This is a genomic window from Paraperibacillus esterisolvens (assembly GCF_046237625.1).
In the GTDB taxonomy this organism is placed as follows: Bacteria; Bacillota; Bacilli; order Bacillales; family DSM-1321; genus Paraperibacillus; species Paraperibacillus esterisolvens.
In genome coordinates, this window is sequence record NZ_CP143545.1 from 1,420,287 (window position 1) to 1,441,421 (window position 21,135).

A 21,135-nucleotide genomic window follows, 5' to 3' on the forward strand; every position below is an offset into this window, starting at 1 on the left:
GAGGCGGCATAATGGCATTTGAAAGTTTAGCCGACCGACTGCAGAATACGTTTCAGAAGATTCGGGGCAAAGGAAAGGTTAACGAGGCCGATGTAAAGGAAATGATGCGTGAAGTGCGTCTTGCCTTGCTGGAAGCGGATGTTAACTTCAAAGTGGTCAAAGATTTCGTCAAGCGTGTGAGCGAGCGGGCGGTGGGGCAGGAAGTACTAAAGAGCCTGTCACCAGGCCAGCAGGTTGTCAAGGTCGTCCAGGAAGAGCTTACCAGCTTAATGGGCGGCGAGCAGAGCAAGATTGCGGTATCCAGCCGTCCCCCTACCGTCATCATGATGGTCGGACTGCAGGGTGCAGGTAAAACGACTACAACCGGGAAGCTGGCAAATCTTCTCCGGAAGAAGTATAACCGGAAACCGCTTCTTGTGGCGGCTGATATTTACAGGCCGGCTGCGATCAAGCAGCTGGAGACGCTGGGAAAACAGCTTAATTTCCCTGTATTCTCGCTTGGAGACCAGGTTTCACCGGTGGAAATTGCGAGGCAGGCAATTGCCAGGGCCAAAGAGGATCATAATGATTACGTCCTGATCGATACAGCCGGGCGACTGCATGTCGATGAAGAACTCATGGGTGAATTGAAGGAAATCCAGGAGCTTGCGAATCCACATGAAGTCTTCCTGGTAGTGGACGCAATGACGGGTCAGGATGCGGTCAATGTTGCGCAAAGCTTCAATGAACAGCTTGGCCTGACAGGTGTCGTCCTTACCAAACTCGATGGAGATACACGCGGCGGGGCGGCCCTTTCCATAAGGGCCGTCACCCAGACACCGATCAAGTTTGTGGGTATGGGTGAAAAGATGGATGCCTTAGAGACCTTCCATCCTGAGAGGATGGCCTCAAGGATCCTTGGCATGGGTGATGTTCTCACTCTGATCGAGAAGGCACAGGCAAATGTAGATGCTGACAAGGCTAAAGAGCTCGAGCAGAAGATGAGGACCATGAGCTTCACATTTGACGACTTTCTTGACCAGCTTGGCCAGGTCAGGTCCATGGGCCCGCTGGATGATATTTTAAAAATGCTTCCAGGGGCAGGCAAGATGAAAGGCCTTAGCAACGTGTCCATCGATGACAAACAGATTGGCCGGGTCGAGGCGATCATCCGGTCCATGACCAAGAAAGAAAAAGAACAGCCGGAAACGATGAATGCCAGTCGGAAAAAAAGAATTGCAAGAGGAAGCGGGACCTCCATCCAGGAAGTCAACAGGCTGCTCAAGCAATTTGAAGACATGAAAAAAATGATGAAACAAATGACCAACATGCAGAAAGGCAAAAAGAAAGGCTTTAAGTTTCCGTTTATGTAGAGGGATTTACCTGTTAAGAAAAAAACCTTTACAAGCCCTTTTGTATTTGGTAATATATTATCTTGTGTGAAACTATTCGGAGGTGCTATATAAAATGGCAGTAAAAATTCGCTTAAAACGTATGGGAGCTAAAAAATCTCCTTTCTATCGTATCGTAGTTGCAGATTCCCGCGCTCCGCGTGACGGACGTTCTATTGAAACAATTGGAACATACAATCCGGTAACTGAACCAGCTACAATCAACATCAACGACGAGCTTGCTCTTAAATGGCTTCAAGATGGTGCAAAGCCGTCTGACACAGTCCGCAACCTATTCTCAAAACAAGGCATCCTGGAGAAATTCCACAATGCCAAGATCAGCAAGTAATTTAAGCTTGCAATGAAGGAATTAATCCAAACGATTGTAAAGCCTCTTGTTGACCATCCTGACGACGTACGCGTTGAAGTGAGCGAAGCGGATGGCAGGATCACCTATTCACTTTCGGTCCATAAGAGCGATATGGGAAAGGTGATCGGAAAGCAGGGGCGTGTCGCTAAGGCTATCCGCACTGTGGTATATGCAGCAGGATCTTCGCAGCACAAGAAAATTTATTTGGAGATATCCGAATAAAAGGAGGGCTTACACCCTCCTTTTTTGTTATATTAAAAATTAAAGCAGGACAAAAGCTGCAGCTGTCTTTTGCATGCTCTCGTGCCTGCTGTACATATAAAGGAAATTGGGGAGGCGGCTGGAATTGAATATCCTTCAGACGGTTACTGTAAATCAAGTACTGACCGAAACCAGCAAGAATAAGCTCCTTGAACAATATAAACAGAACAGGCTGCAGCTGTTAAAAGAGTGTGACCAGCTGCGCTTTGAACTGAAAAAACTGGAAAAAACGAAAAAGTTCCAGCCTGGAAGTTTAAAAGCTCACTTTGAGAAGGAAATTAATAAGAGGCAGGAAAAGGTAAAAACACTGGAGTTTCAGCTCGAGCAGCTTGAGATCCTGCCCCTGGGCAGCGAACTGAAGGAGCGGGAATTCCAGGCTCTTGTCACGATTGAAACCGGACAGAGCTGGGAAGAAGCAGTACGCCCAAGGACCATCGTGGTTATGGACGGGATCATAACTGAAATACGTTAAAGGTGTGGATACTATGGAGAAATGGTTTAATGTCGGCAAAATTGTAAATACACATGGCATCAGAGGGGAAGTCAGGGTCATCTCGAGGACGGATTTTGCCGAAGAGAGATACAAGACAGGAAATAAGCTGTATTTCTTTTCCGATAAAAATACCGAGCCGCTTGAATTGACGGTCAAGTCCCATAGGGTACATAAAAACTTCGATCTGCTGACCTTTGAGGAATTCCATAATGTGAACCAGGCAGAACCGCTTAAGGGCGGTATCCTGAAGGTGCCTGAGGATCAGCTGCACGAGCTTGCGGAAGGTGAATACTATTACCACCAAATAATCGGCTGTACGGTCACCACGATGGAAGGCGAAGAAATCGGCACAATCCGCGAAGTTCTGTCGCCGGGTGCAAATGATGTGTGGGTAGTGAAAGGAAAACGCGGGAAAGAAATCCTGATTCCTTATATAGACGAGATTGTGAAGGAAATAGATATTGAAGAAAAACTCATTAAGATTCTTCCCATGGAAGGGCTGTTGGATTAATGAAGATTGATGTATTGAGCCTGTTTCCTGAGATGTTCCAGGGAGTGCTTGGAAGCTCCATCCTGAAAAAAGCGGCTGAGAAGAACGCGGTCAGCTACAAGGTGACCAATTTCCGGGATTATGCTGACAACAAGCATCACACGGTGGATGATTATCCATACGGCGGAGGAGCAGGTATGGTATTGAAGCCGCAGCCGCTGTTCGATGCAGTGGATGCCCTTAAGGAGGGCGGGGCTGCCCCACGGGTTATCCTGCTTTGCCCGCAGGGGGAGCGCTATAGCCAGAAAAAAGCGGAAGAGCTGGCATCGGAAGAGCATCTGATTTTTGTCTGCGGCCATTATGAGGGGTATGATGAAAGGATCCGTGAGCATTTGATTGATGAGGAAATATCCATCGGAGATTTTGTGCTGACAGGGGGAGAGCTTGGGGCGATGGTGATCATCGACAGTGTGGTCAGGCTGCTGCCGGGAGTGCTCGGAAATGAAGAATCCCCGGTTAAGGACTCCTTTTCCTCAGGTCTGCTTGAACATCCCCATTATACAAGACCTGCAGACTTCCGGGGACTGAAGGTACCGGATGTCCTTACATCCGGGAATCACGCCATGATTGAAGAATGGCGTACCAAGGAATCCCTGATGAGGACGCTTGAGCGGAGACCTGACCTGCTGGAAAGTTATCCGCTCGATGAAAAGCAAAAAAAATGGCTGGAAGAGTTAAAAAAAGAGAAGAGATAATATTGCAACCCGCTTCCCATTATGCTAATATATTATTTGTGGCCTGAAGCGTTCAGGCTTATTAAGATGTTCCGCTGCAATCCTATATATTGGTATGAGCATCTGGTGGAAGGAGTTGAAAACGATGCAACAATTAATCCAAGAAATCACAAAAGAGCAATTGAAAACTGATCTTCCTGCGTTCCGTCCTGGTGATACTGTACGTGTTCACGTTAAAGTTATCGAGGGTACACGCGAACGTATTCAGCTTTTTGAAGGTGTTGTGATCAAGCGTCGTGGTGGCGGAATCAGCGAAACATTCACAGTCCGTAAAGTATCTTACGGTGTTGGTGTTGAGCGTACATTCCCAGTACACACGCCTAAAATTGCTACATTAGAAGTAGTTCGCCGCGGTAAAGTACGCCGTGCTAAACTTTACTATCTACGTAACCTTCGTGGTAAAGCAGCTCGTATCAAAGAGATCCGCCGCTAATATTTTCATGCCTGGATTTCCGGGCCATGAGATACATGAAGATGTTATTAGAAAGAGGGCTTGTTTTTATAACAGGCCCTTTTTTTATTTTTTTCAGCCATATACAGGATGTTTAAATTTGGATTTTCAATGGAAGCATGTCACAGCAGGCGTCCCCGGATTACTCATGCTCAACTATTTTGGGCAGCGGGTGTTAAATTGCGTTTATTTTCCTTCAATAGTGTAAAATAAAGCAGTATGATGAATTTATAGAAAAGCTTTAGGCGGTGTAGACATAATGGCGAAAAAGAAGAACGAAATATGGGAATGGACGAAGGCTCTCGTGATCGCGGTCCTGCTCGCAGCTGTGATCCGCTACTTTTTCTTCGCTCCCATCGTTGTGGACGGCTTATCCATGATGCCGACTCTGCATGACCAGGACCGGATGATAGTCAACAAAATCGGCTATACTGTAGGAAAGCCGAAGCGGTTTGACATCATTGTATTCCATGCTCCTGAAGGCAAGGATTATATTAAGCGTGTAATCGGGCTTCCCGGGGACAAGGTTGAATATAAGGATGATACCCTTTATGTGAATGGAAAGGCCTATAAGGAACCCTACCTTGACCAGTATAAGAGAGAAGTAATGGATGGTCCGCTGACAGAATCCTTTACATTAAGTGATTATATAGATCATGACACCGTGCCAAAGGGTGAATTGTTTGTCATGGGTGATAACCGGCGGTACAGCAGGGACTCAAGGCAGATTGGCACTGTTCCGATGGAAAAGGTGCTTGGCAAGACCAATCTGGTCTACTGGCCCATTTCGGACTTCAGAAGCGTAGCATACGAAAAGAAATAGAAAAGTAGGTGGAATGCTGTGACTATACAGTGGTTCCCTGGCCATATGGCCAAAGCGAGAAGGGAAGTAACAGAAAAACTCAAGCTTGTCGATATCATTTTTGAGCTTGTAGATGCAAGGATCCCCGCTTCATCGAGGAATCCGATGATAGATGAAATCATCTCCCATAAACCAAGGCTCATTCTCTTGAACAAGGCCGACCTTGCTGACCGGGAAAGGACAAAAGAGTGGCTGGATTATTTTAAAGAGAAGGGCCAGCCTGCGATAGCGATAAATTCCCATGGAGGGACTGGCCTTAATAAGATCCTGTCTGCATCAAGGGAAATATTAAAGGAAAAGTTCGATAAAATGAGGTCAAAAGGCATTAATCCCAGAGCAATCCGGGCCATGATCGTCGGGATTCCGAATGTTGGGAAATCCACATTAATCAACCGCCTGGCAAAGAAAAACATCGCCAAGACCGGGAATATGCCTGGAGTCACTAAGGCCCAGCAGTGGATTAAGGTCGGCAAAGAGCTTGAACTGCTGGATACACCGGGAATCCTGTGGCCGAAATTCGAAGATCAGGAAGTTGGCCTGAAGCTTGCCGTCACAGGGGCAATCAAGGATACGCTGCTGAATCAGCATGAGCTGGCAGTGTATGCCCTGCGCTTTTTGGAAGAAAAATATCCATCAAGACTAAAGGAACGCTACAATCTGGAAACTATACCAGATGATCTCGCACAGCTGTTCGATGTAATCGGCAGCTTCAGGGGAGTCCTTGCATCGAAGGGCATGGTGGATTATGATAAAACTGCCGAGCTGATCATCCGAGAGCTCCGGTCTGATAAGATGGGGCCAATCACGCTCGAAACTCCGGAGGAAATGGCCGGGGAACCTGAAAATCAGGATAATTAAGAAACTTATTCTGCCATAAAAGCCTAGAAAGGCCTGAATCCTTAAAATTATTTTTACTGGATCCGGGCCTTTATGTGTAAAGCGGAATGACCGATAAATGAGGTAGGACGAATCCATGATAATGACCATGAGTATCAAGCAGGCGGCAGATGCGCTTGCGCATGTAAAAGAAATGCGGGACCCCTTTTTACAGGATTGTCTCCGTGACGCCCGAAGAGGGCTGAGAGAAGCTGCAGAGAGGCGCCAAAGGGCACTGCAGAAGGAAGAGGAATCCGTCCGGAAGTTCGAAGAGATGTCACGCTATGAAAACCGGCTCAGGAGCGAGGGGTTCAGCCTGATTGCGGGCATCGATGAAGCCGGCCGCGGCCCGCTTGCCGGTCCGGTGGTGGCTGCTGCGGTCATTCTGCCTCAGAACTTCTTTCTTGCCGGCCTGAATGACTCTAAACAGATACCAAAACAAAAGCTCCGCTATTTTTATGAGTATATAAGAGAGCATGCATTATCTATTGGAATTGGCATCATCCATTCGGATGTAATAGATGAAATCAATATCTATCAGGCAGCAAAGTCTGCGATGGTCCGAAGCATTGCCGATCTTGCAGAGACTCCTGATTATCTGCTTGTAGATGCTATGGAACTCCCGGCACCTTTCCCGCAGGAATCCATTATTAAAGGAGATGCTGCCAGCATTTCCATTGCTGCCGCCTCCATTATGGCAAAAGTAACACGGGATGAGATGATGAAGGAATATGGAAGTCATTTCCCGCAGTATAATTTTGCAAACAATGCCGGATATGGGACCCAGGAGCATCTTAAAGCCCTGGATGAATGCGGCCTGACGGCATGGCACCGCAAAAGCTTTGGCCCTGTAAAAGCATACATATAATATCAGCGTCAAAAAAGGAGGTGAGGGTATGCAGTCAGGAATTATCCAGGCAATAGGAAACCGTGCAGCTTCGGTCTCCGCCACCGCCGCTTCCTTCCGGACCGGGCAGGTGGTGCTTGGTACCGTAAGCCGGCTGTATCCCAACCAGACAGCAGAGGTGAAAATTGGACAGACTAAGCTAACCGCTTCCATAGATGCCCCCCTGGAGGCAGGGAAAAGCTATTGGTTCAAAGTGGATGCGGATGACGGGGTAACAAAACTCAGGATCCTCGAATCCAAAATGAATCAGGGAGCAGGAGAGGCCGCACAGCTTGTGAAACTGCTGGGCCTTTCTCCCGGAAAAGAAAACATGTTCATTGCTGCATTCCTTCTTAAAAAGGGTATACCGATTCATCCTCAGAATTTCGGAAACATAATTTCCTGGGCCAGGACATCTGATGATCTTAAAGGAACACTGGAAATGGCCGGGATCCTGTCAGACAAGAACCTCCCCATCACTGAGAAAAACCTGTCCGCTATTTTCCAGATGGAGAAGGGAAAATCACTGCATTCACTGCTTGCTTTGCTGGAGTCACAGCTTGGAGAAGAACCTCAAACATCAAAGGCGGGAATTGCCTTGAAGGAAGCCCTTGCCTCCGTCACCGGAATCAGCGCCAGGAGGATGGCAGAAAGCCTGCTGAACGAGCTGGCAGTACGCGCAGTATCCGGTGGCCATAACAGCAGGATTGCAATGCATGTGCTGCAGAGCTTTGGCTTCTTTGGAGAAGAGACGACGGAGGAAGCGCTGCATAGCGGCAAGGCAGCCTTCGAAACCCTGGACCCTGATCCGGACATACCCGTGAAGCAGCGCGGAACTCTGCTGCAGGACTTGAATCAGAAGTCCGGGAAGGAAGCAGGGCGCAATGCGGATACTTCATTGGGACAAACCAGTGTGCAAGCTGCTTCCGGGCAGCCTGAACATACAGAGCAGGATGGGGACAGCCTGAAAAATGTAAGGAATCTGCTGCAAGGATTGATGAAGCATGAAACCCCAAGGGAGCCAGATGGGACTGCCGCTGCCCTCGGAAGATTGAAGTCAGGGTCACGAGAAGTGCCGGCAGCCTCCATGCAGCGACTTCAGTCAGCTGTCCTCTCTTACGCAGAGGGCAATACTCCTGAAATGCCGGCCGGCATTACAAAAGAGGAATGGAAATGGCTGTCTTCCCTCATGGCTGACCACGCAGACGAATTCGATTTTACCAGGGGCGGCGACGTGAAATCCTATCTGAAACAGATGATCTATACTCTTGGCCTTGACCACCTGTTCGAGCGGGCAGAAGCAAAAGACACGAATCACAGCATGATCAAACAGGCGCTGTCTGCCTTCCTGGACGGCCAGGAAAGTTCTGTTCTTAACAATACAGCTGAACAAATTCTGCAGAAATTGAGTGCACAAGCCCTGCTGTCGAATGAAAATGGACCATTACAGAATTTTGTCATGCAGTTTCCAATCCCCCTTAACAAAGAATGGACGGATGTTACGATACAGTGGAATGGAAGAAAGAAAGATGATGGATCGGTAGATGCAGATTATTGCAGGGTTTTATTTTATCTCGAGCTTACTAACTTAAAGGGGACAGTCATTGATATGCAGGTGCAGAGCAGGATCGTTAAGCTGACAATTATCAACGAGCAAAATGCAGCCTTTAAGGAATCAGCGCAAAGATATGTACAGCCGCTCCGCAGAAGCTTACAAGAGATGGATTATACGCTGTCCTCCATTAATTTCGTCAGCCCGCCGGCTGAAGGCAGTGAAAAGAAGGCTGCCTATTCCTCCGCTGGCGGGCCGGCCTACAGCGGGGTGGATATCAGGATATGAAAGAAAGAGAGCAGCGTAAGACAGCCATTGCCCTGAAATATGATGCAGAGAGGGAAAATGCCCCAAGAGTCACGGCCAAGGGAAAAGGGGCTGCAGCAGAAAATATCATTGAGACTGCAGAGTCAAGCGGTGTACCGGTCCAAGAAGATGCCTCGCTTGCAGGGATCCTCGGGGAGCTTGAAGTCAATCAGGCTATACCGGAGGATCTATACGGGGCTGTTGCCGAAGTATTCGCATTTATTTATAAAATTGACAAGGAAAGCCGTTAGCTAACTTGTCTTCTGGGGGTTATACAATGGAACTTCGCATCCTGGCAAAAATAAAATCCAATATGAATTCGTTTACAGGGGCAGAGAAGAAGGTAGCTTCCTATATCCTTGAGCACCCGGAATTCATCCCGACCATGACGACCAGGGAGCTTGCTGTTCAGGCTGATGCAAGTGAGGCGAGCGTAGTCCGGTTCTGTAAAACTATCGGAGTGGGAAGCTTTAAGATGCTGAAGGTAGTACTGGCAAAAGAAAACACACTGACCGATGAGAACATAAACAATTTCTCCCTGCTGAACAAAAAGGACAATCCTCAAAGCCTGTTCAATAAAGTAACCTATTTTAATAAAACCGCTTTAGAGCTATCATTGAACACCCTGGACAAGAAAGATTTTAATTCAGGTGTGGAAGTGATTAAAAATGCGGGGAAGATTGCCATATTTGGAGCAGGCGGTTCATACCCGCCCGCAATCGATGCCCAATATAAGTTTATGCGGCTTGGACTCAATGCGGCAGCCTCGTCAGATTTTCACTATATGGTCTCTTATATTGCGGCTATGAAAAAGGGAGATGTTTTCATTGCCATAAGCACGTCCGGCAAGACAAAAGAAATTCTACAGATGGCATCCTTTGCATCTGAGCATGGAATCACAGTGATTGCAATCACCTCCTTGAAGAAATCGCCGCTGTATAAAATTGCGGATATAAAGCTGTGCTTTCCCGATGTGGAAGAGGAATACAGGATAGGCAGCATCGCCTCAAGGATAGCCCAGCTGAATATCATAGATGGCCTATATTTAAGTATTTTCCATCAAATCGGGAGCAATATCATGGAATCATTCAATAAATCACGAAATAAAGTCCTCCAGCAGAGAAAATAAGACATTCTTCCAAGAATGCTTTTATTTTAAAGAAATTGAAATTTTAATTCAAAATAGATTAAATTGTTATTGAATATTTACTTCTAAGTCAATATAATGAAAGCGTATACAAAATATTTCGAAAAGTGGTGGCAAAGTGCTGGAGAACTTATCTACGGAAAAAAGGAACGACAAAACGATGACGCTAGATCAGCTGACTAGCTTAGAAGTGCTCCAAATTATGAATGAAGAGGATAAATCGGTTCCTGCTGCGATTGAAAAACAGCTTTCGCAGATTGATAAATTGGTTACCGCCACAATTCATGCATTAAAGAACAATGGCCGGATTATATATTTAGGAGCGGGGACGAGCGGCAGGCTTGGGGTACTGGATGCTGCAGAATGCCCGCCGACCTTCGGTACACCACCGGGCCTTGTTGTAGGACTGATTGCAGGCGGAGAAAAGGCTTTTACTGCTGCAGTTGAAGGTGCGGAGGATTCTATGGAACTCGCTGCATCAGATCTGCAATCCATCAATCTCACGGCAAGCGATGTAGTCATCGGAATTGCAGCGAGCGGCAGGACTCCATATGTGATTGGAGGGTTAAAATACGCGAAAGAAAAAGGAGGAGTCACAGGCAGCATATCCTGCAACACAAACTCTGAAATAAGCCGATTCAGCCTGATTCCAATTGAGATAGACACTGGAAGTGAAATCCTGACAGGATCGACAAGGCTGAAGGCAGGGACTGCGCAGAAGCTGGTTCTTAATATGATTTCGACGGCTTCCATGATTGGCATCGGCAAAGTTTATAAAAACTTGATGGTCGATGTCCAGCCTACTAATAAAAAATTGGTAGAACGTTCCAAAAGGATTATAATGGAAGCTGCAGAAGTCGATTATGAGAAAGCTTCAGAACTTTACGATCAGGCAGGCGGCCATGTCAAGAAGGCAATCGTCATGGTACTGGCTGACTGCAATGCAGAAGAGGCCGGAAGAAGACTAGAGGCATCGGAAGGTTTTGTACGCAAAGCAATTTGATAATAAAGAAATGATATGGGGGGAAGAAGGATGAGGAAGGAACAGCGCCTAGCGCAGGAAATCACTGCACAAACAGGCGGCGCCCAGAATATTCTCCGGGTGGCGCATTGTATGACAAGACTGAGGCTGCAATTTAAAAACCCGGACTTGGCAGATATCCAGGCTATCAAGAAAATTGATGGAGTGATGGGTGTCATTGAAGACGAAACCCTGCAGATTGTCCTGGGCCCCGGAATCGTAAATAAAGTGGCAGCAGAGATGAGCGAACTGACCGGCCTGCAGGCAGGAGAAGTTGCAGCGTCCAATGCAGACCTCGCGGATATAAGAAAATCAGAGATTAAAACACGCAATAATACTCCTTTTAAAAATTTATTAAGAAGAATCGGCTCTATTTTCATACCTCTCATCCCTGCCCTTGTAGCATCAGGAATCATAAATGGTGCAGCAAACTTTGCCAAGAATGCCGGTGTTAACCCGGAAACCACCTGGATGCAGATCCTCCTGCTTCTTGGCGGGAGTGTATTTACTATTCTAAGCGTCCTGGTAGGCTGGAATACAGCCAAAGAGTTTGGGGGAACTCCTGCCCTTGGTGCTATTGCCGGTGCCATCATCATCAACCCGGCGCTCGCTGCGATCAAGGTGTTTGGCGACCCGCTCGTCGTCGGGCGGGGCGGATTGTTTGCCGTCATTTTCGCTGCATGGCTGATGGCCGTTATTGAAAAACGGGCCCGCCGTTTTGTCCCCAATTCAGTCGATATCATCGTGACGCCGTTAATTACCGTCCTTGTTGTAGGCATCATTACATTGTTGGTGGTCCAGCCTGTTGCTGGAGTATTATCTGATGGAATTACAAAAGGAATTAATGGGGTCCTTGACATAGGCGGGGCATTTGCCGGAGCAGTGCTTGCAGGAACCTTCCTGCCGCTGGTCATGGTCGGTCTCCATCATGGACTCACACCGATCCATCTGGAGTTTATCAATAAACTTGATGCCACTCCTCTCCTTACCATCCTTGCAATGGGAGGGGCCGGCCAGGTTGGAGCCTCCATTGCCGTTTATGTGAAAACAAAAAATAAAATGCTTAAAAATATCATCAAGGGCGGTCTGCCTGTAGGATTCCTGGGAATTGGGGAGCCGCTGCTGTATGGGGTAACACTTCCGCTTGGCCGTCCATTTTTAACCGCCTGTCTAGGAGCCGCATGCGGCGGGGCGTTCCAGGCCGTTATGAAAACGGCTTCAACTGGTATTGGTGTTTCAGGGATCTCGCTGACGCCTTTGATCGCTGACAATAAATTTGTTTACTATATCCTGGGACTGATCATAGCTTACGTATTTGGCTTTATCTTCACCTATACATTTGGATTTAAAGAAAGCATGGCAGATAATATGAGATAAGGATACAAAATGGCCCGGTGCACCTTACAGAAGGAGCGCCGGGCTTTCATCATTAAATCTTTGGCTCTTTTCTAAGAGATTGTTGTTTTTTAAATAAGTCTGTGAGGGGATTTAATTATTGAGCAAGTGGACTTACGCTTCAGGCGCGAGACTCCTCTGTTCCAGCTCCGAACTGCTACCTTCGAGTCATAAGTCAAGCAGTCCATGGGAAGAACACCGCTTCCCTCGGCCTGCTCGCCTTATGCTTGGCTTTCGCATAAGTGCGACTAAGCTTCTGCCTTCGCTGACGCTTGCCAATCAGCAAGTCTACTTTCGCTATCGCATAAGTGCGACTAAGCTTCTGTCTTCGCTTACGCTCGCCAATCAGCAAGTCTTCTTTATCAGGTCGCTGCTTTTTAAAAATTTAATAGGTTTTATAAGATTTCCTCTTCAATCTGCACACATTTATTTAGTTTGAAAAGCACCGTTCTCCGCCTTTCATTGCGGGAGCAGCGGGACAGGTGAGACCCCGCAGGCAAAGCCGAGGAGGCTCACCGCCCGCCCCTAAGGTCCGCGAGCGCCTGCAGTGGAAATCCACTTTCTTATTCTATTGCAACAATGTATGCAAAAACAGCTATTCATAAAGGAGGATAACAATGCTTGGTATATCAGTGTATTTAGGACACATGGAGCAGGAAGCACAAAGGAAGTATCTTGGACAAATGAAGACTGCAGGCTTCTGCTCCATCTTCACATCACTGCATATTCCGGAAGATGATCCCGGAGAGTTTCCGGACTTATTGAAAATCCTCGGGAGTCAGGCGGGCGAACTTGGTATGGAATTGATGGCCGATATTTCCCCAATCTCGCTCGAATACTTAGGGATTGAAAATGGGAAACTCGAAAGAATTAATGAACTGGGGGTAACAGGCCTTAGGATGGATTATGGTATTGAGGAAAAAACCATAGCAGAACTTTCAAACACCATGAAGGTAGCTTTGAATGCCAGTACAATTGATGAATCCTTTTATAACCAGCTGAAGGATCTTGGCATGTGCTTTGAAAATGCAGAGGCCTGGCATAATTATTACCCTCGGCCGGAGACAGGACTTGTGAAAGAAGCTTTCATTGAAAAAAATAAATGGCTGGAAAGCCTTGGCTTTACAGTGATGGCCTTTGTGCCAGGGGACGAAAATCTCAGAGGACCGATTTTTAAAGGCCTTCCCACTTTGGAGGACCACAGGGGCAAAAGTCCATTTGCATCTTTTTTAGATCTCCATCATGTATGTCATGTTTCCAAAGTGCTGATAGGGGACAGGTCCCTTACACCGGAAACAATGAATAAATTCAAGAAATATTCCACAGGCATCCTTGAGCTTGATGCTGAGTTTCTGCCTGGCGTGACGCCATCCGAAAGGGATATTGCGGGCATTGTTCATAAGAGCCGTCCTGACCCATCCCGCGATGTTATACGGTCAGAGCCTTCACGCATCTATGCTGCAGCCAGGGCCGCTGTGATCAAGCCTGGAAGGCAGCACGTACGCCTGAGAGGGGCCATCACGATCGATAATGAGCAGTACGGCCGATATCAGGGTGAACTGCAGATCATAAAAGAGCCGCTTGATGCTGATCCCAATGTGAATGTAATTGGCCATATCAGGGACCAGGATATTGAATTGATTCCATATCTTTATCCCGGAAAAACTTTCACATTCAGGGACATGACAATTTTCAACAAGGAAACGCAATAAACAGCAAAAGAATCTAAAAAAATATAATTTTAGAAAAATAATTTAAATTAAAGACAGGATTCGCGCCGTAAAGGTAGACAGAAATTTTTTCTTTTTATACAATGAAAGCGCAGTCTATTTTTATTGTGATAGTTTGATAGGAGGATGGGAAATGAATATCCATGAATATCAGGGGAAAGAAGTCCTCAGAAAATATGGAGTAGCTGTTCCGAATGGCCGTGTTGCTTTTACAGTTGATGAAGCAGTAGAGGCTGCTAAGGAGCTAGGGACAAAGGTTTGTGTTGTCAAGGCGCAGATTCATGCCGGCGGACGCGGAAAAGCTGGCGGTGTAAAAGTAGCCAAAAGCCTTGAAGAAGTCGAGAAGTATGCTGGGGAAATTCTTGGCAAGACCCTTGTTACGCACCAGACAGGCCCGGAAGGAAAAGAAGTCAAGCGCCTTCTGATCGAAGAAGGGTGCGATATCAAAAAAGAATACTACATCGGACTCGTTCTTGACCGCGCCACTTCCCGGATCGTTCTTATGGCTTCCGAAGAAGGCGGTACAGAAATTGAAGAAGTAGCTGAAAAAACGCCTGAGAAAATCTTTAAAGAGACGATCGACCCTGTAGTCGGGCTTACTGGCTACCAGGCAAGAAGGATCGCATTCAATATCAATATCCCAAAAGAGCTGGTTGGACAGGCTGTTAAGTTCATGATGAGCCTTTACACTGCTTTCACTGAAAAAGATTGCTCTATTGCTGAAATCAACCCGCTTGTAGTCACTGGCGACGGAAAAGTAATGGCACTTGATGCTAAACTGAACTTCGATGCCAATGCTCTATACCGAAATAAAGATATAGTAGAATACAGAGATCTAGAAGAAGAAGATCCAAAGGAAATTGAAGCTTCTAAATTTGATCTGACCTACATCGCGCTTGACGGCAATATCGGCTGTCTTGTAAACGGTGCAGGCCTTGCCATGGCAACGATGGACATCATTAAGCACTACGGCGGAGATCCGGCCAACTTCCTGGACGTTGGGGGCGGTGCCACTGCAGAAAAGGTAACGGAAGCGTTTAAGATCATCCTTTCCGACCAGAATGTAAAAGGCATTTTCGTCAACATCTTTGGCGGAATCATGAAGTGTGATGTTATTGCTGAAGGTGTTGTTGCTGCGACAAAACAGCTTGGCTTGAATGTGCCGCTTGTTGTTCGCCTTGAAGGCACAAACGTAGACCTGGGCAAGAAGATCCTTAATGAGTCTGGCTTAAATATCACTGCTGCCGGTTCAATGGCCGATGGAGCAGAAAAGATCGTTAAATTAGTAGGTTAAAAGGCAGGGGGGACAAAAATGAGCGTATTCATTAACAAAGATACTAAAGTCATTGTGCAGGGGATCACTGGTTCCACGGCTCTATTCCATACAAAGCAGATGCTTGAATATGGCACTCAGATCGTGGCTGGGGTGACTCCGGGAAAAGGCGGCACCGAGGTGGAAGGTGTACCTGTTTTCAATACATTAATAGAAGCAAAAAACCAAACCGGTGCAAATGCTTCCGTCATTTATGTACCGGCTCCTTTTGCGGCTGATGCAATCCTTGAGGCCGTAGATGCAGAGCTTGATATTGTCATCTGTATCACAGAACACATTCCTGTCCTGGATATGGTCAAAGTAAAGAGGTATATGGAAGGCAAAAAGACCCGCCTTGTCGGGCCTAACTGCCCGGGTGTCATCACTCCTGGCGAGTGCAAGATCGGAATTATGCCTGGTTATATCCATACGAAAGGCCATGTAGGTGTCGTTTCCCGCTCAGGAACACTTACATATGAAGCGGTACACCAGCTTACACAAGAAGGTATCGGCCAGACAACAGCTGTAGGCATCGGCGGAGACCCTGTCAACGGTACAGACTTTATCGATGTATTAAAGGCATTCAACGAAGATGAAGACACTTATGCTGTTATCATGATTGGTGAAATCGGCGGAACTGCAGAGGAAGAAGCTGCGGAGTGGATCAAAGCCAATATGACAAAGCCTGTAGTAGGCTTCATCGGTGGAAGAACCGCCCCTCCAGGAAAGCGTATGGGCCATGCCGGCGCCATCATTTCCGGCGGAAAGGGAACTGCTGACGAAAAGATCCGCGTTATGAATGAATGCGGCATTCAAGTGGCGGAAACGCCGTCCGTTATGGGCGAAACCCTCATCTCCGTCTTAAAGGAAAAAGGAATTTACGACAAATGTAAGACTCATTAATAAGCTTAATTGCCGAGGATGTCCTAAAGGGCAATTCCCTTTTAAACAGGGCATTCTCGGCTTTTTCCTATGGAAAGGAAGTGTGCAATTGGACAAATGGAAAGAAAGATTAATCCATCTGGATCACTGCAGGGGAATTGGATGGAAGGCGATATATCACATCCTGAATGCGGATAGGAACCTTTGGGGAATTTATGACCGAAGCTATAACGAATGGAAACAGGTTTTACACCTGCCCCGGGAAAATCTCCATAATTTTTATCATGATTTACATACCCTCCACATCGAACGTCTCCTAGAGCAATATGCCGCGAATCAAATTGAATGTCTCACCATCTCAGACCCCGAGTATCCTCATTCACTAAAATACATTTTCAACCCGCCATGGGTGCTGTATACAAGCGGTAATCAGAGCCTTCTATCAGAGGCCTGTATCCTCGCGGCTGTCGGCCCCAGAAAGCCTGGAACATATGGTCTCCAAGTCATCAAGCGCCTCCTCCCGCCTCTGATCAAGAGAGGATACGTCATTGCCAGCGGCCTGGCAGCCGGCATAGATACCGAAGCTCACAAACTGGCCATCCTGCATGGCGGAAAAACCATCGGGGTTCTGGGAAGCGGTCTTATGCAAATATATCCACGGGAGAACACGGGGCTTGCGCTCGAGATGATGAAAAAAGGCATTGTGATTTCTGAATATTCTCCATTCAAGAAGGCAGAGCCCTGGATGTTCCCGAACAGGAACAGAATCATCAGCGGCCTTTCTGCCGGCGTCTTATTAATAGAAGCAAAAGAAAGAAGCGGATCTCTCATTACTGCCTATCATGCCATGGAGCAGGGGAAGGACGTGTTTGCAGTGCCAGGCAGTATCCTGAGCCCAGAATCTAGAGGAACCAATAAATTGATACAGGACGGGGCTGCACCCGTCTTAAGCTGGGAGGATATTGAGGCTGAAATGACTGGTCCCAGCCGAAATTGAATCGAATCAGTTGTAAAATCAGACAAAGTAGGATACATTTTTGCAAAAGAAAAGCCCCTGTTAGAAAACAATGGGATAAATACTCTAAATAAATGATATAAATGAAGAAACATGGGATAGATGGACTTCTAAAACCGCGAAATCTTTTGCCCTCATCAGTCAGAATACACAGGTGCGAAAATGATTTAAGATTGACAAACCATTTTTTAATGTTTAATAATAGTGAAGATTTATTAATCCCTCTTTGAGGAGGACTTTGAATGTCTGATTACCTGGTAATAGTGGAATCGCCGGCAAAGGCGAAGACGATTGAAAAATATTTAGGGAAAAAATATAAGGTCAAAGCTTCCATGGGGCATGTAAGAGATTTGCCCAGGAGCCAAATGGGAGTAGACGTTGAAAACGAATTCAATCCTAAGTATATAACCATTAGAGGAAAAGGCCCTGTATTAAAAGATCTGAAAACAGCCGCAAAAAAGGCAAAGAAAATTTATCTTGCGGCTGACCCGGACAGGGAAGGGGAAGCAATTGCCTGGCATCTGGCGCATACTCTGGATGTCGATACCTCATCCGACTGCAGAGTGGTTTTCAATGAAATCACAAAAGACGCCATTAAAGAATCATTCAAGCATCCAAGGCCGATCGATATGGATCTCGTGGATGCCCAGCAGGCAAGGCGGATCCTTGACCGGCTCGTAGGCTATAACATCAGCCCGCTCCTGTGGAAAAAAGTCAAGAAAGGCCTGAGCGCAGGGCGGGTACAATCGGTAGCGGTCCGCCTGATCATCGACCGTGAAAAAGAGATACAAAAGTTCATTCCAGAAGAATATTGGACAATCAAAGCGGAATTCATGAAAGGCAAGGACCTGTTCGAAGCATCTTTCTTCAGCCTGGATGGAAAAAAAGTACAGCTGACGAATGAAGAAGAAGTCAATTCGGTATTATCCAGATTGAAGGGCCATGAGTTCCAGGTTTCCAATGTCACTAAGAAAGAGCGCAAAAGAAATGCTGCTGCCCCTTTTACGACATCTTCGCTTCAGCAGGAGGCAGCCAGGAAGCTTAATTTCCGGGCGAAAAAGACAATGATGATCGCCCAGCAGCTATACGAAGGGATCGAGATCGGCAAAGAAGGGACAGCCGGACTCATCACTTATATGAGAACAGATTCAACAAGGATTTCCGATACAGCGAAAAATGAAGCCAGGGAATTTATTTCCGGACAATATGGCGCCGAATATGCCGTTGCCGAAGAAAGAAAGGACAAAAAGCAGACCAATGCACAGGATGCACATGAGGCAATCCGGCCAACAAGTGCCTTAAGGGATCCTGCTTCCGTTAAAGAATATCTTTCCAGGGATCAATACAGATTGTATAAGCTGGTCTGGGAGCGCTTCGTCGCAAGCCAGATGGCCCCTGCCATTCTGGATACAATGAGCGTGGACCTTGAAAACTCGGGTGTGCTGTTCAGGGCGACAGGCTCAAAGATCAAGTTCGCCGGGTTTATGAAGGTGTATGTTGAAGGAACGGACGATTCAGAAGAAGAAAAGGAAAACTTCCTGCCTGTACTTGAAGAAGGCGACCGTGCAAAAGCGGGGGATATGGATAAGAAGCAGCATTTTACCCAGCCGCCGCCGCGCTATACAGAAGCACGGCTCGTAAGGACACTGGAAGAGCTCGGAATAGGGCGGCCTTCCACCTTTGCACCGACTCTTGATACCATCCAAAAGCGGGGCTATGTCGCGCTGGATAACAAAAGGTTCATCCCAACCGAGCTTGGTGAAATTGTACTGGAGCTCATCCTTGAATTCTTCCCTGATATTCTTGATGTTGAATTCACAGCAAAGATGGAGAGGGACCTTGATGACATTGAGGACGGAAAGATTGCCTGGGTTCGTGTCATTGATGATTTTTATAAAGACTTTGAAGGACATCTTGAAAAAGCGGAAGCAGAGATGGAGAAGGTAGAAATAAAAGATGAACCCGCAGGCGAAGATTGTGAACATTGCGGAAGTCCCATGGTTTTCAAAATGGGGCGTTACGGCAAGTTTATGGCCTGCTCTAATTTCCCTGACTGCCGCAATACCAAAGCCATTGTCAAGGAAATCGGCGTTAAGTGCCCGAATTGTCATGAAGGAAATATCATCGAAAGAAAGAGCAAGAAGAAACGGATTTTCTACGGCTGCGATCGATATCCTGAATGTGAGTTTATTTCCTGGGATAAGCCGCTTGCCCGAAAATGTCCGAAATGCGACAATTTCCTGGTGGAAAAAAAGCTTAAAAAGGGCATTCAGGTACAGTGCGTGAACTGCGATTACAAAGAAGAGCCGCAAAGCTAGCCAGGTGGGGATTCCCCACCTGCTTTTTACATGGCGGGAAAGAACAGGCTAATACAAAGCCGTTTTATATAAAACTTCAGGAAAAGCCAGAAATCATGAAACTTTTTTTATTTTCACGCGTATTGTAAAATGCATATGGACAAGTATAGAGTTTAGGGTTTATAATGCTTTGTTCGGACTTGCACAATCTGTCCGGTGATACTGGCATGTTTTACGCTGATCATTTAAGGAAACGCTAGTTTAAAATAAATACTTTTATAATTCATAGATGTTATCGGAGGTTCGTAAAATGGATAAAGCAGCAGTTAATGTAATTGGCGCCGGCCTGGCTGGCAGTGAAGCAGCCTGGCAGCTTGCGAAGAGGGGGATCAAGGTAAACCTGTTTGAAATGCGTCCGGTCAGGCAGACGCCTGCCCACCATACAGATAAATTTGCCGAGCTTGTCTGCAGCAATTCTTTACGTGCCAATACACTGACCAATGCTGTAGGGGTACTTAAAGAAGAGATGAGGAAGCTTGACTCTATCATCATATCGTCTGCAGATGCCTGCTCGGTCCCAGCTGGCGGAGCGCTTGCCGTCGACCGTCATGAATTTGCCGCCAGAGTGACTGAGATGGTCAAGAACCATCAACATGTAACAGTCTTTAATGAAGAGGTAACTGAAATACCGGAAGGGCCGACAATCATTGCGACAGGCCCGCTTACAAGCCCGGCCCTTGCCGAGAAGTTAAAGGCGCTGACTGGCGAAGAATACCTTTACTTTTATGATGCTGCAGCTCCCATTCTTGAGAAAGACAGCATCGATATGGAAAAGGTGTATCTGAAATCAAGGTATGACAAAGGAGAAGCCGCTTACCTGAACTGTCCTATGACTGAGGAAGAGTTCGACCGCTTTTATGAGGCGCTTACGGCCGCAGAAACGGTGCCATTGAAGGAATTTGAAAAAGAAATATTCTTTGAAGGCTGCATGCCGATTGAAGTGATGGCAGAGCGCGGAAAAAAGACCATGCTGTTCGGTCCGCTCAAACCAGTCGGCCTTGAGGATCCCAAGACAGGCAAACGTCCTTATGCCGTTGTCCAATTAAGGCAGGATGATGCTGCCGGAACATTATATAATATAGTAGGTTTTCAGACGCATCTTAAATGGGGACCTCAAAAAGAGGTCATACAGCTGATACCGGGTCTTGAGAATGCTGAAATTGTCAGATATGGGGTTATGCACCGCAATACTTTTATCAACTCTCCAAAAGTGCTGAAAGCGACCTATCAGCTTCGCGCCCGTGAGGATTTATTCTTCGCCGGCCAGATGACAGGTGTAGAAGGTTATGTAGAATCAGCGGCTTCTGGACTTGCAGCAGGCATTAATGCGGCACGGCTGGTCACTGGAAGGGAGCCGGTTGAGTTTCCTCAGGAGACGGCTATCGGAAGCATGGCGAGATATATTACCTCGGCAAACACAAAGAACTTCCAGCCGATGAATGCCAACTTTGGCCTGTTCCCGGATCTAGAGAAACGGATCAAAGCAAAAAAAGACCGAAATGAAATGCATGCAAACCGGGCGCTGGAAACAATTCAGAACTTTGTGAAAAATTTGTAAAATAAAT

21 protein-coding genes are annotated in these 21,135 nt (G+C 46.7%); all 21 read left to right on the plus strand.

The annotated features are described in order from the left end of the window. Positions 1–11: 11 nt before the first annotated feature. The 21 genes from ffh to trmFO all read left to right on the plus strand — a co-directional run bounded on the left by ffh (position 12) and on the right by trmFO (position 21,128). On the plus strand, positions 12–1,352 hold the full coding sequence (gene ffh / locus V1501_RS07225) for a signal recognition particle protein (RefSeq protein ID WP_409292219.1): 1,341 nt from the start codon (positions 12–14) through the stop codon (positions 1,350–1,352). A 94-nt stretch (positions 1,353–1,446) separates the two neighbouring features. After that, positions 1,447–1,719, plus strand: a complete 273-nt coding sequence (gene rpsP, locus V1501_RS07230) for a 30S ribosomal protein S16 (protein WP_409292220.1) — start codon at positions 1,447–1,449, stop codon at positions 1,717–1,719. 12 nt (positions 1,720–1,731) lie between these two features. Continuing rightward, on the plus strand, positions 1,732–1,962 hold the full coding sequence (locus tag V1501_RS07235; RefSeq protein ID WP_409292222.1) for a KH domain-containing protein: 231 nt from the start codon (positions 1,732–1,734) through the stop codon (positions 1,960–1,962). Positions 1,963–2,086: 124 nt separating this feature from the next. Continuing rightward, entirely contained in the window at positions 2,087–2,473 is a 387-nt protein-coding gene (locus V1501_RS07240) for a YlqD family protein (RefSeq protein WP_409292224.1), read from the plus strand. A gap of 13 nt (positions 2,474–2,486) precedes the next feature. Further along, positions 2,487–3,005 carry a ribosome maturation factor RimM gene (rimM, locus tag V1501_RS07245; protein ID WP_409292226.1) on the plus strand — a complete coding sequence of 173 codons (519 nt, stop codon included), beginning with the start codon at positions 2,487–2,489 and terminating at the stop codon, positions 3,003–3,005. Continuing rightward, positions 3,005–3,739 (plus strand): tRNA (guanosine(37)-N1)-methyltransferase TrmD, encoded by a 735-nt coding sequence (gene trmD, locus V1501_RS07250; protein ID WP_409292228.1) that lies wholly within the window; start codon positions 3,005–3,007, stop codon positions 3,737–3,739. Before rimM ends, trmD begins: the two co-directional genes overlap by 1 nt. 124 nt (positions 3,740–3,863) lie before the next feature. Then, the gene (gene rplS, locus V1501_RS07255; protein ID WP_409292230.1) at positions 3,864–4,211 is read left to right on the plus strand and encodes a 50S ribosomal protein L19; all 348 of its coding nucleotides are present in this window, start codon (positions 3,864–3,866) and stop codon (positions 4,209–4,211) included. 277 nt (positions 4,212–4,488) lie between these two features. Then, positions 4,489–5,052, plus strand: coding sequence for a signal peptidase I (gene lepB / locus V1501_RS07260; RefSeq protein WP_409292232.1), 564 nt, complete (start codon positions 4,489–4,491; stop codon positions 5,050–5,052). A gap of 18 nt (positions 5,053–5,070) precedes the next feature. Further along, complete coding sequence (gene ylqF / locus V1501_RS07265; RefSeq protein WP_409292234.1) at positions 5,071–5,949, plus strand: ribosome biogenesis GTPase YlqF; 879 nt, start codon at positions 5,071–5,073, stop codon at positions 5,947–5,949. A gap of 118 nt (positions 5,950–6,067) precedes the next feature. Beyond that, entirely contained in the window at positions 6,068–6,835 is a 768-nt protein-coding gene (locus V1501_RS07270; RefSeq protein ID WP_409293279.1) for a ribonuclease HII, read from the plus strand. A gap of 28 nt (positions 6,836–6,863) precedes the next feature. Further along, the gene (locus tag V1501_RS07275) at positions 6,864–8,693 is read left to right on the plus strand and encodes a hypothetical protein (protein WP_409292236.1); all 1,830 of its coding nucleotides are present in this window, start codon (positions 6,864–6,866) and stop codon (positions 8,691–8,693) included. Further along, positions 8,690–8,962: an EscU/YscU/HrcU family type III secretion system export apparatus switch protein gene (locus tag V1501_RS07280; protein WP_409292238.1), complete on the plus strand. Its 273-nt coding sequence runs from the start codon at positions 8,690–8,692 to the stop codon at positions 8,960–8,962. The genes V1501_RS07275 and V1501_RS07280 overlap by 4 nt, the downstream gene beginning before the upstream one ends. A 26-nt stretch (positions 8,963–8,988) precedes the next feature. Beyond that, on the plus strand, positions 8,989–9,840 hold the full coding sequence (locus V1501_RS07285; protein ID WP_409292240.1) for a MurR/RpiR family transcriptional regulator: 852 nt from the start codon (positions 8,989–8,991) through the stop codon (positions 9,838–9,840). 136 nt (positions 9,841–9,976) lie between these two features. After that, positions 9,977–10,861 carry an N-acetylmuramic acid 6-phosphate etherase gene (murQ, locus tag V1501_RS07290; protein ID WP_409292242.1) on the plus strand — a complete coding sequence of 295 codons (885 nt, stop codon included), beginning with the start codon at positions 9,977–9,979 and terminating at the stop codon, positions 10,859–10,861. A gap of 30 nt (positions 10,862–10,891) precedes the next feature. Continuing rightward, positions 10,892–12,256 (plus strand): PTS transporter subunit EIIC, encoded by a 1,365-nt coding sequence (locus tag V1501_RS07295; protein WP_409292244.1) that lies wholly within the window; start codon positions 10,892–10,894, stop codon positions 12,254–12,256. A gap of 635 nt (positions 12,257–12,891) precedes the next feature. Next, on the plus strand, positions 12,892–13,986 hold the full coding sequence (locus tag V1501_RS07300; protein ID WP_409292246.1) for a DUF871 domain-containing protein: 1,095 nt from the start codon (positions 12,892–12,894) through the stop codon (positions 13,984–13,986). A 151-nt stretch (positions 13,987–14,137) separates the two neighbouring features. Continuing rightward, positions 14,138–15,298: an ADP-forming succinate--CoA ligase subunit beta gene (sucC, locus tag V1501_RS07305; protein WP_409292248.1), complete on the plus strand. Its 1,161-nt coding sequence runs from the start codon at positions 14,138–14,140 to the stop codon at positions 15,296–15,298. A gap of 18 nt (positions 15,299–15,316) precedes the next feature. After that, positions 15,317–16,219 (plus strand): succinate--CoA ligase subunit alpha, encoded by a 903-nt coding sequence (gene sucD / locus V1501_RS07310; RefSeq protein ID WP_409292250.1) that lies wholly within the window; start codon positions 15,317–15,319, stop codon positions 16,217–16,219. 88 nt (positions 16,220–16,307) lie between these two features. Continuing rightward, on the plus strand, positions 16,308–17,195 hold the full coding sequence (dprA, locus tag V1501_RS07315; protein ID WP_409292252.1) for a DNA-processing protein DprA: 888 nt from the start codon (positions 16,308–16,310) through the stop codon (positions 17,193–17,195). Positions 17,196–17,455: 260 nt separating this feature from the next. After that, positions 17,456–19,531 carry a type I DNA topoisomerase gene (gene topA / locus V1501_RS07320; protein WP_409292254.1) on the plus strand — a complete coding sequence of 692 codons (2,076 nt, stop codon included), beginning with the start codon at positions 17,456–17,458 and terminating at the stop codon, positions 19,529–19,531. Between the two features lie 289 nt (positions 19,532–19,820). Continuing rightward, positions 19,821–21,128 carry an FADH(2)-oxidizing methylenetetrahydrofolate--tRNA-(uracil(54)-C(5))-methyltransferase TrmFO gene (gene trmFO, locus V1501_RS07325; RefSeq protein WP_409292256.1) on the plus strand — a complete coding sequence of 436 codons (1,308 nt, stop codon included), beginning with the start codon at positions 19,821–19,823 and terminating at the stop codon, positions 21,126–21,128. Positions 21,129–21,135 lie beyond the last annotated feature (7 nt).

Excerpts from the sequence above, each read along its gene's own strand:
- ffh (WP_409292219.1), top strand. The coding sequence starts at position 12 with ATGGCATTTGAAAGTTTAGCCGACCGACTGCAGAATACGTTTCAGAAG.
- rpsP (WP_409292220.1), top strand. The coding sequence starts at position 1,447 with ATGGCAGTAAAAATTCGCTTAAAACGTATGGGAGCTAAAAAATCTCCT.
- V1501_RS07235 (WP_409292222.1), top strand. The coding sequence starts at position 1,732 with ATGAAGGAATTAATCCAAACGATTGTAAAGCCTCTTGTTGACCATCCT.
- rimM (WP_409292226.1), top strand. The coding sequence starts at position 2,487 with ATGGAGAAATGGTTTAATGTCGGCAAAATTGTAAATACACATGGCATC.
- trmD (WP_409292228.1), top strand. The coding sequence starts at position 3,005 with ATGAAGATTGATGTATTGAGCCTGTTTCCTGAGATGTTCCAGGGAGTG.
- rplS (WP_409292230.1), top strand. The coding sequence starts at position 3,864 with ATGCAACAATTAATCCAAGAAATCACAAAAGAGCAATTGAAAACTGAT.
- lepB (WP_409292232.1), top strand. The coding sequence starts at position 4,489 with ATGGCGAAAAAGAAGAACGAAATATGGGAATGGACGAAGGCTCTCGTG.
- V1501_RS07275 (WP_409292236.1), top strand. The coding sequence starts at position 6,864 with ATGCAGTCAGGAATTATCCAGGCAATAGGAAACCGTGCAGCTTCGGTC.
- V1501_RS07280 (WP_409292238.1), top strand. The coding sequence starts at position 8,690 with ATGAAAGAAAGAGAGCAGCGTAAGACAGCCATTGCCCTGAAATATGAT.
- V1501_RS07285 (WP_409292240.1), top strand. The coding sequence starts at position 8,989 with ATGGAACTTCGCATCCTGGCAAAAATAAAATCCAATATGAATTCGTTT.
- V1501_RS07295 (WP_409292244.1), top strand. The coding sequence starts at position 10,892 with ATGAGGAAGGAACAGCGCCTAGCGCAGGAAATCACTGCACAAACAGGC.
- V1501_RS07300 (WP_409292246.1), top strand. The coding sequence starts at position 12,892 with ATGCTTGGTATATCAGTGTATTTAGGACACATGGAGCAGGAAGCACAA.
- sucC (WP_409292248.1), top strand. The coding sequence starts at position 14,138 with ATGAATATCCATGAATATCAGGGGAAAGAAGTCCTCAGAAAATATGGA.
- sucD (WP_409292250.1), top strand. The coding sequence starts at position 15,317 with ATGAGCGTATTCATTAACAAAGATACTAAAGTCATTGTGCAGGGGATC.
- topA (WP_409292254.1), top strand. The coding sequence starts at position 17,456 with ATGTCTGATTACCTGGTAATAGTGGAATCGCCGGCAAAGGCGAAGACG.
- trmFO (WP_409292256.1), top strand. The coding sequence starts at position 19,821 with ATGGATAAAGCAGCAGTTAATGTAATTGGCGCCGGCCTGGCTGGCAGT.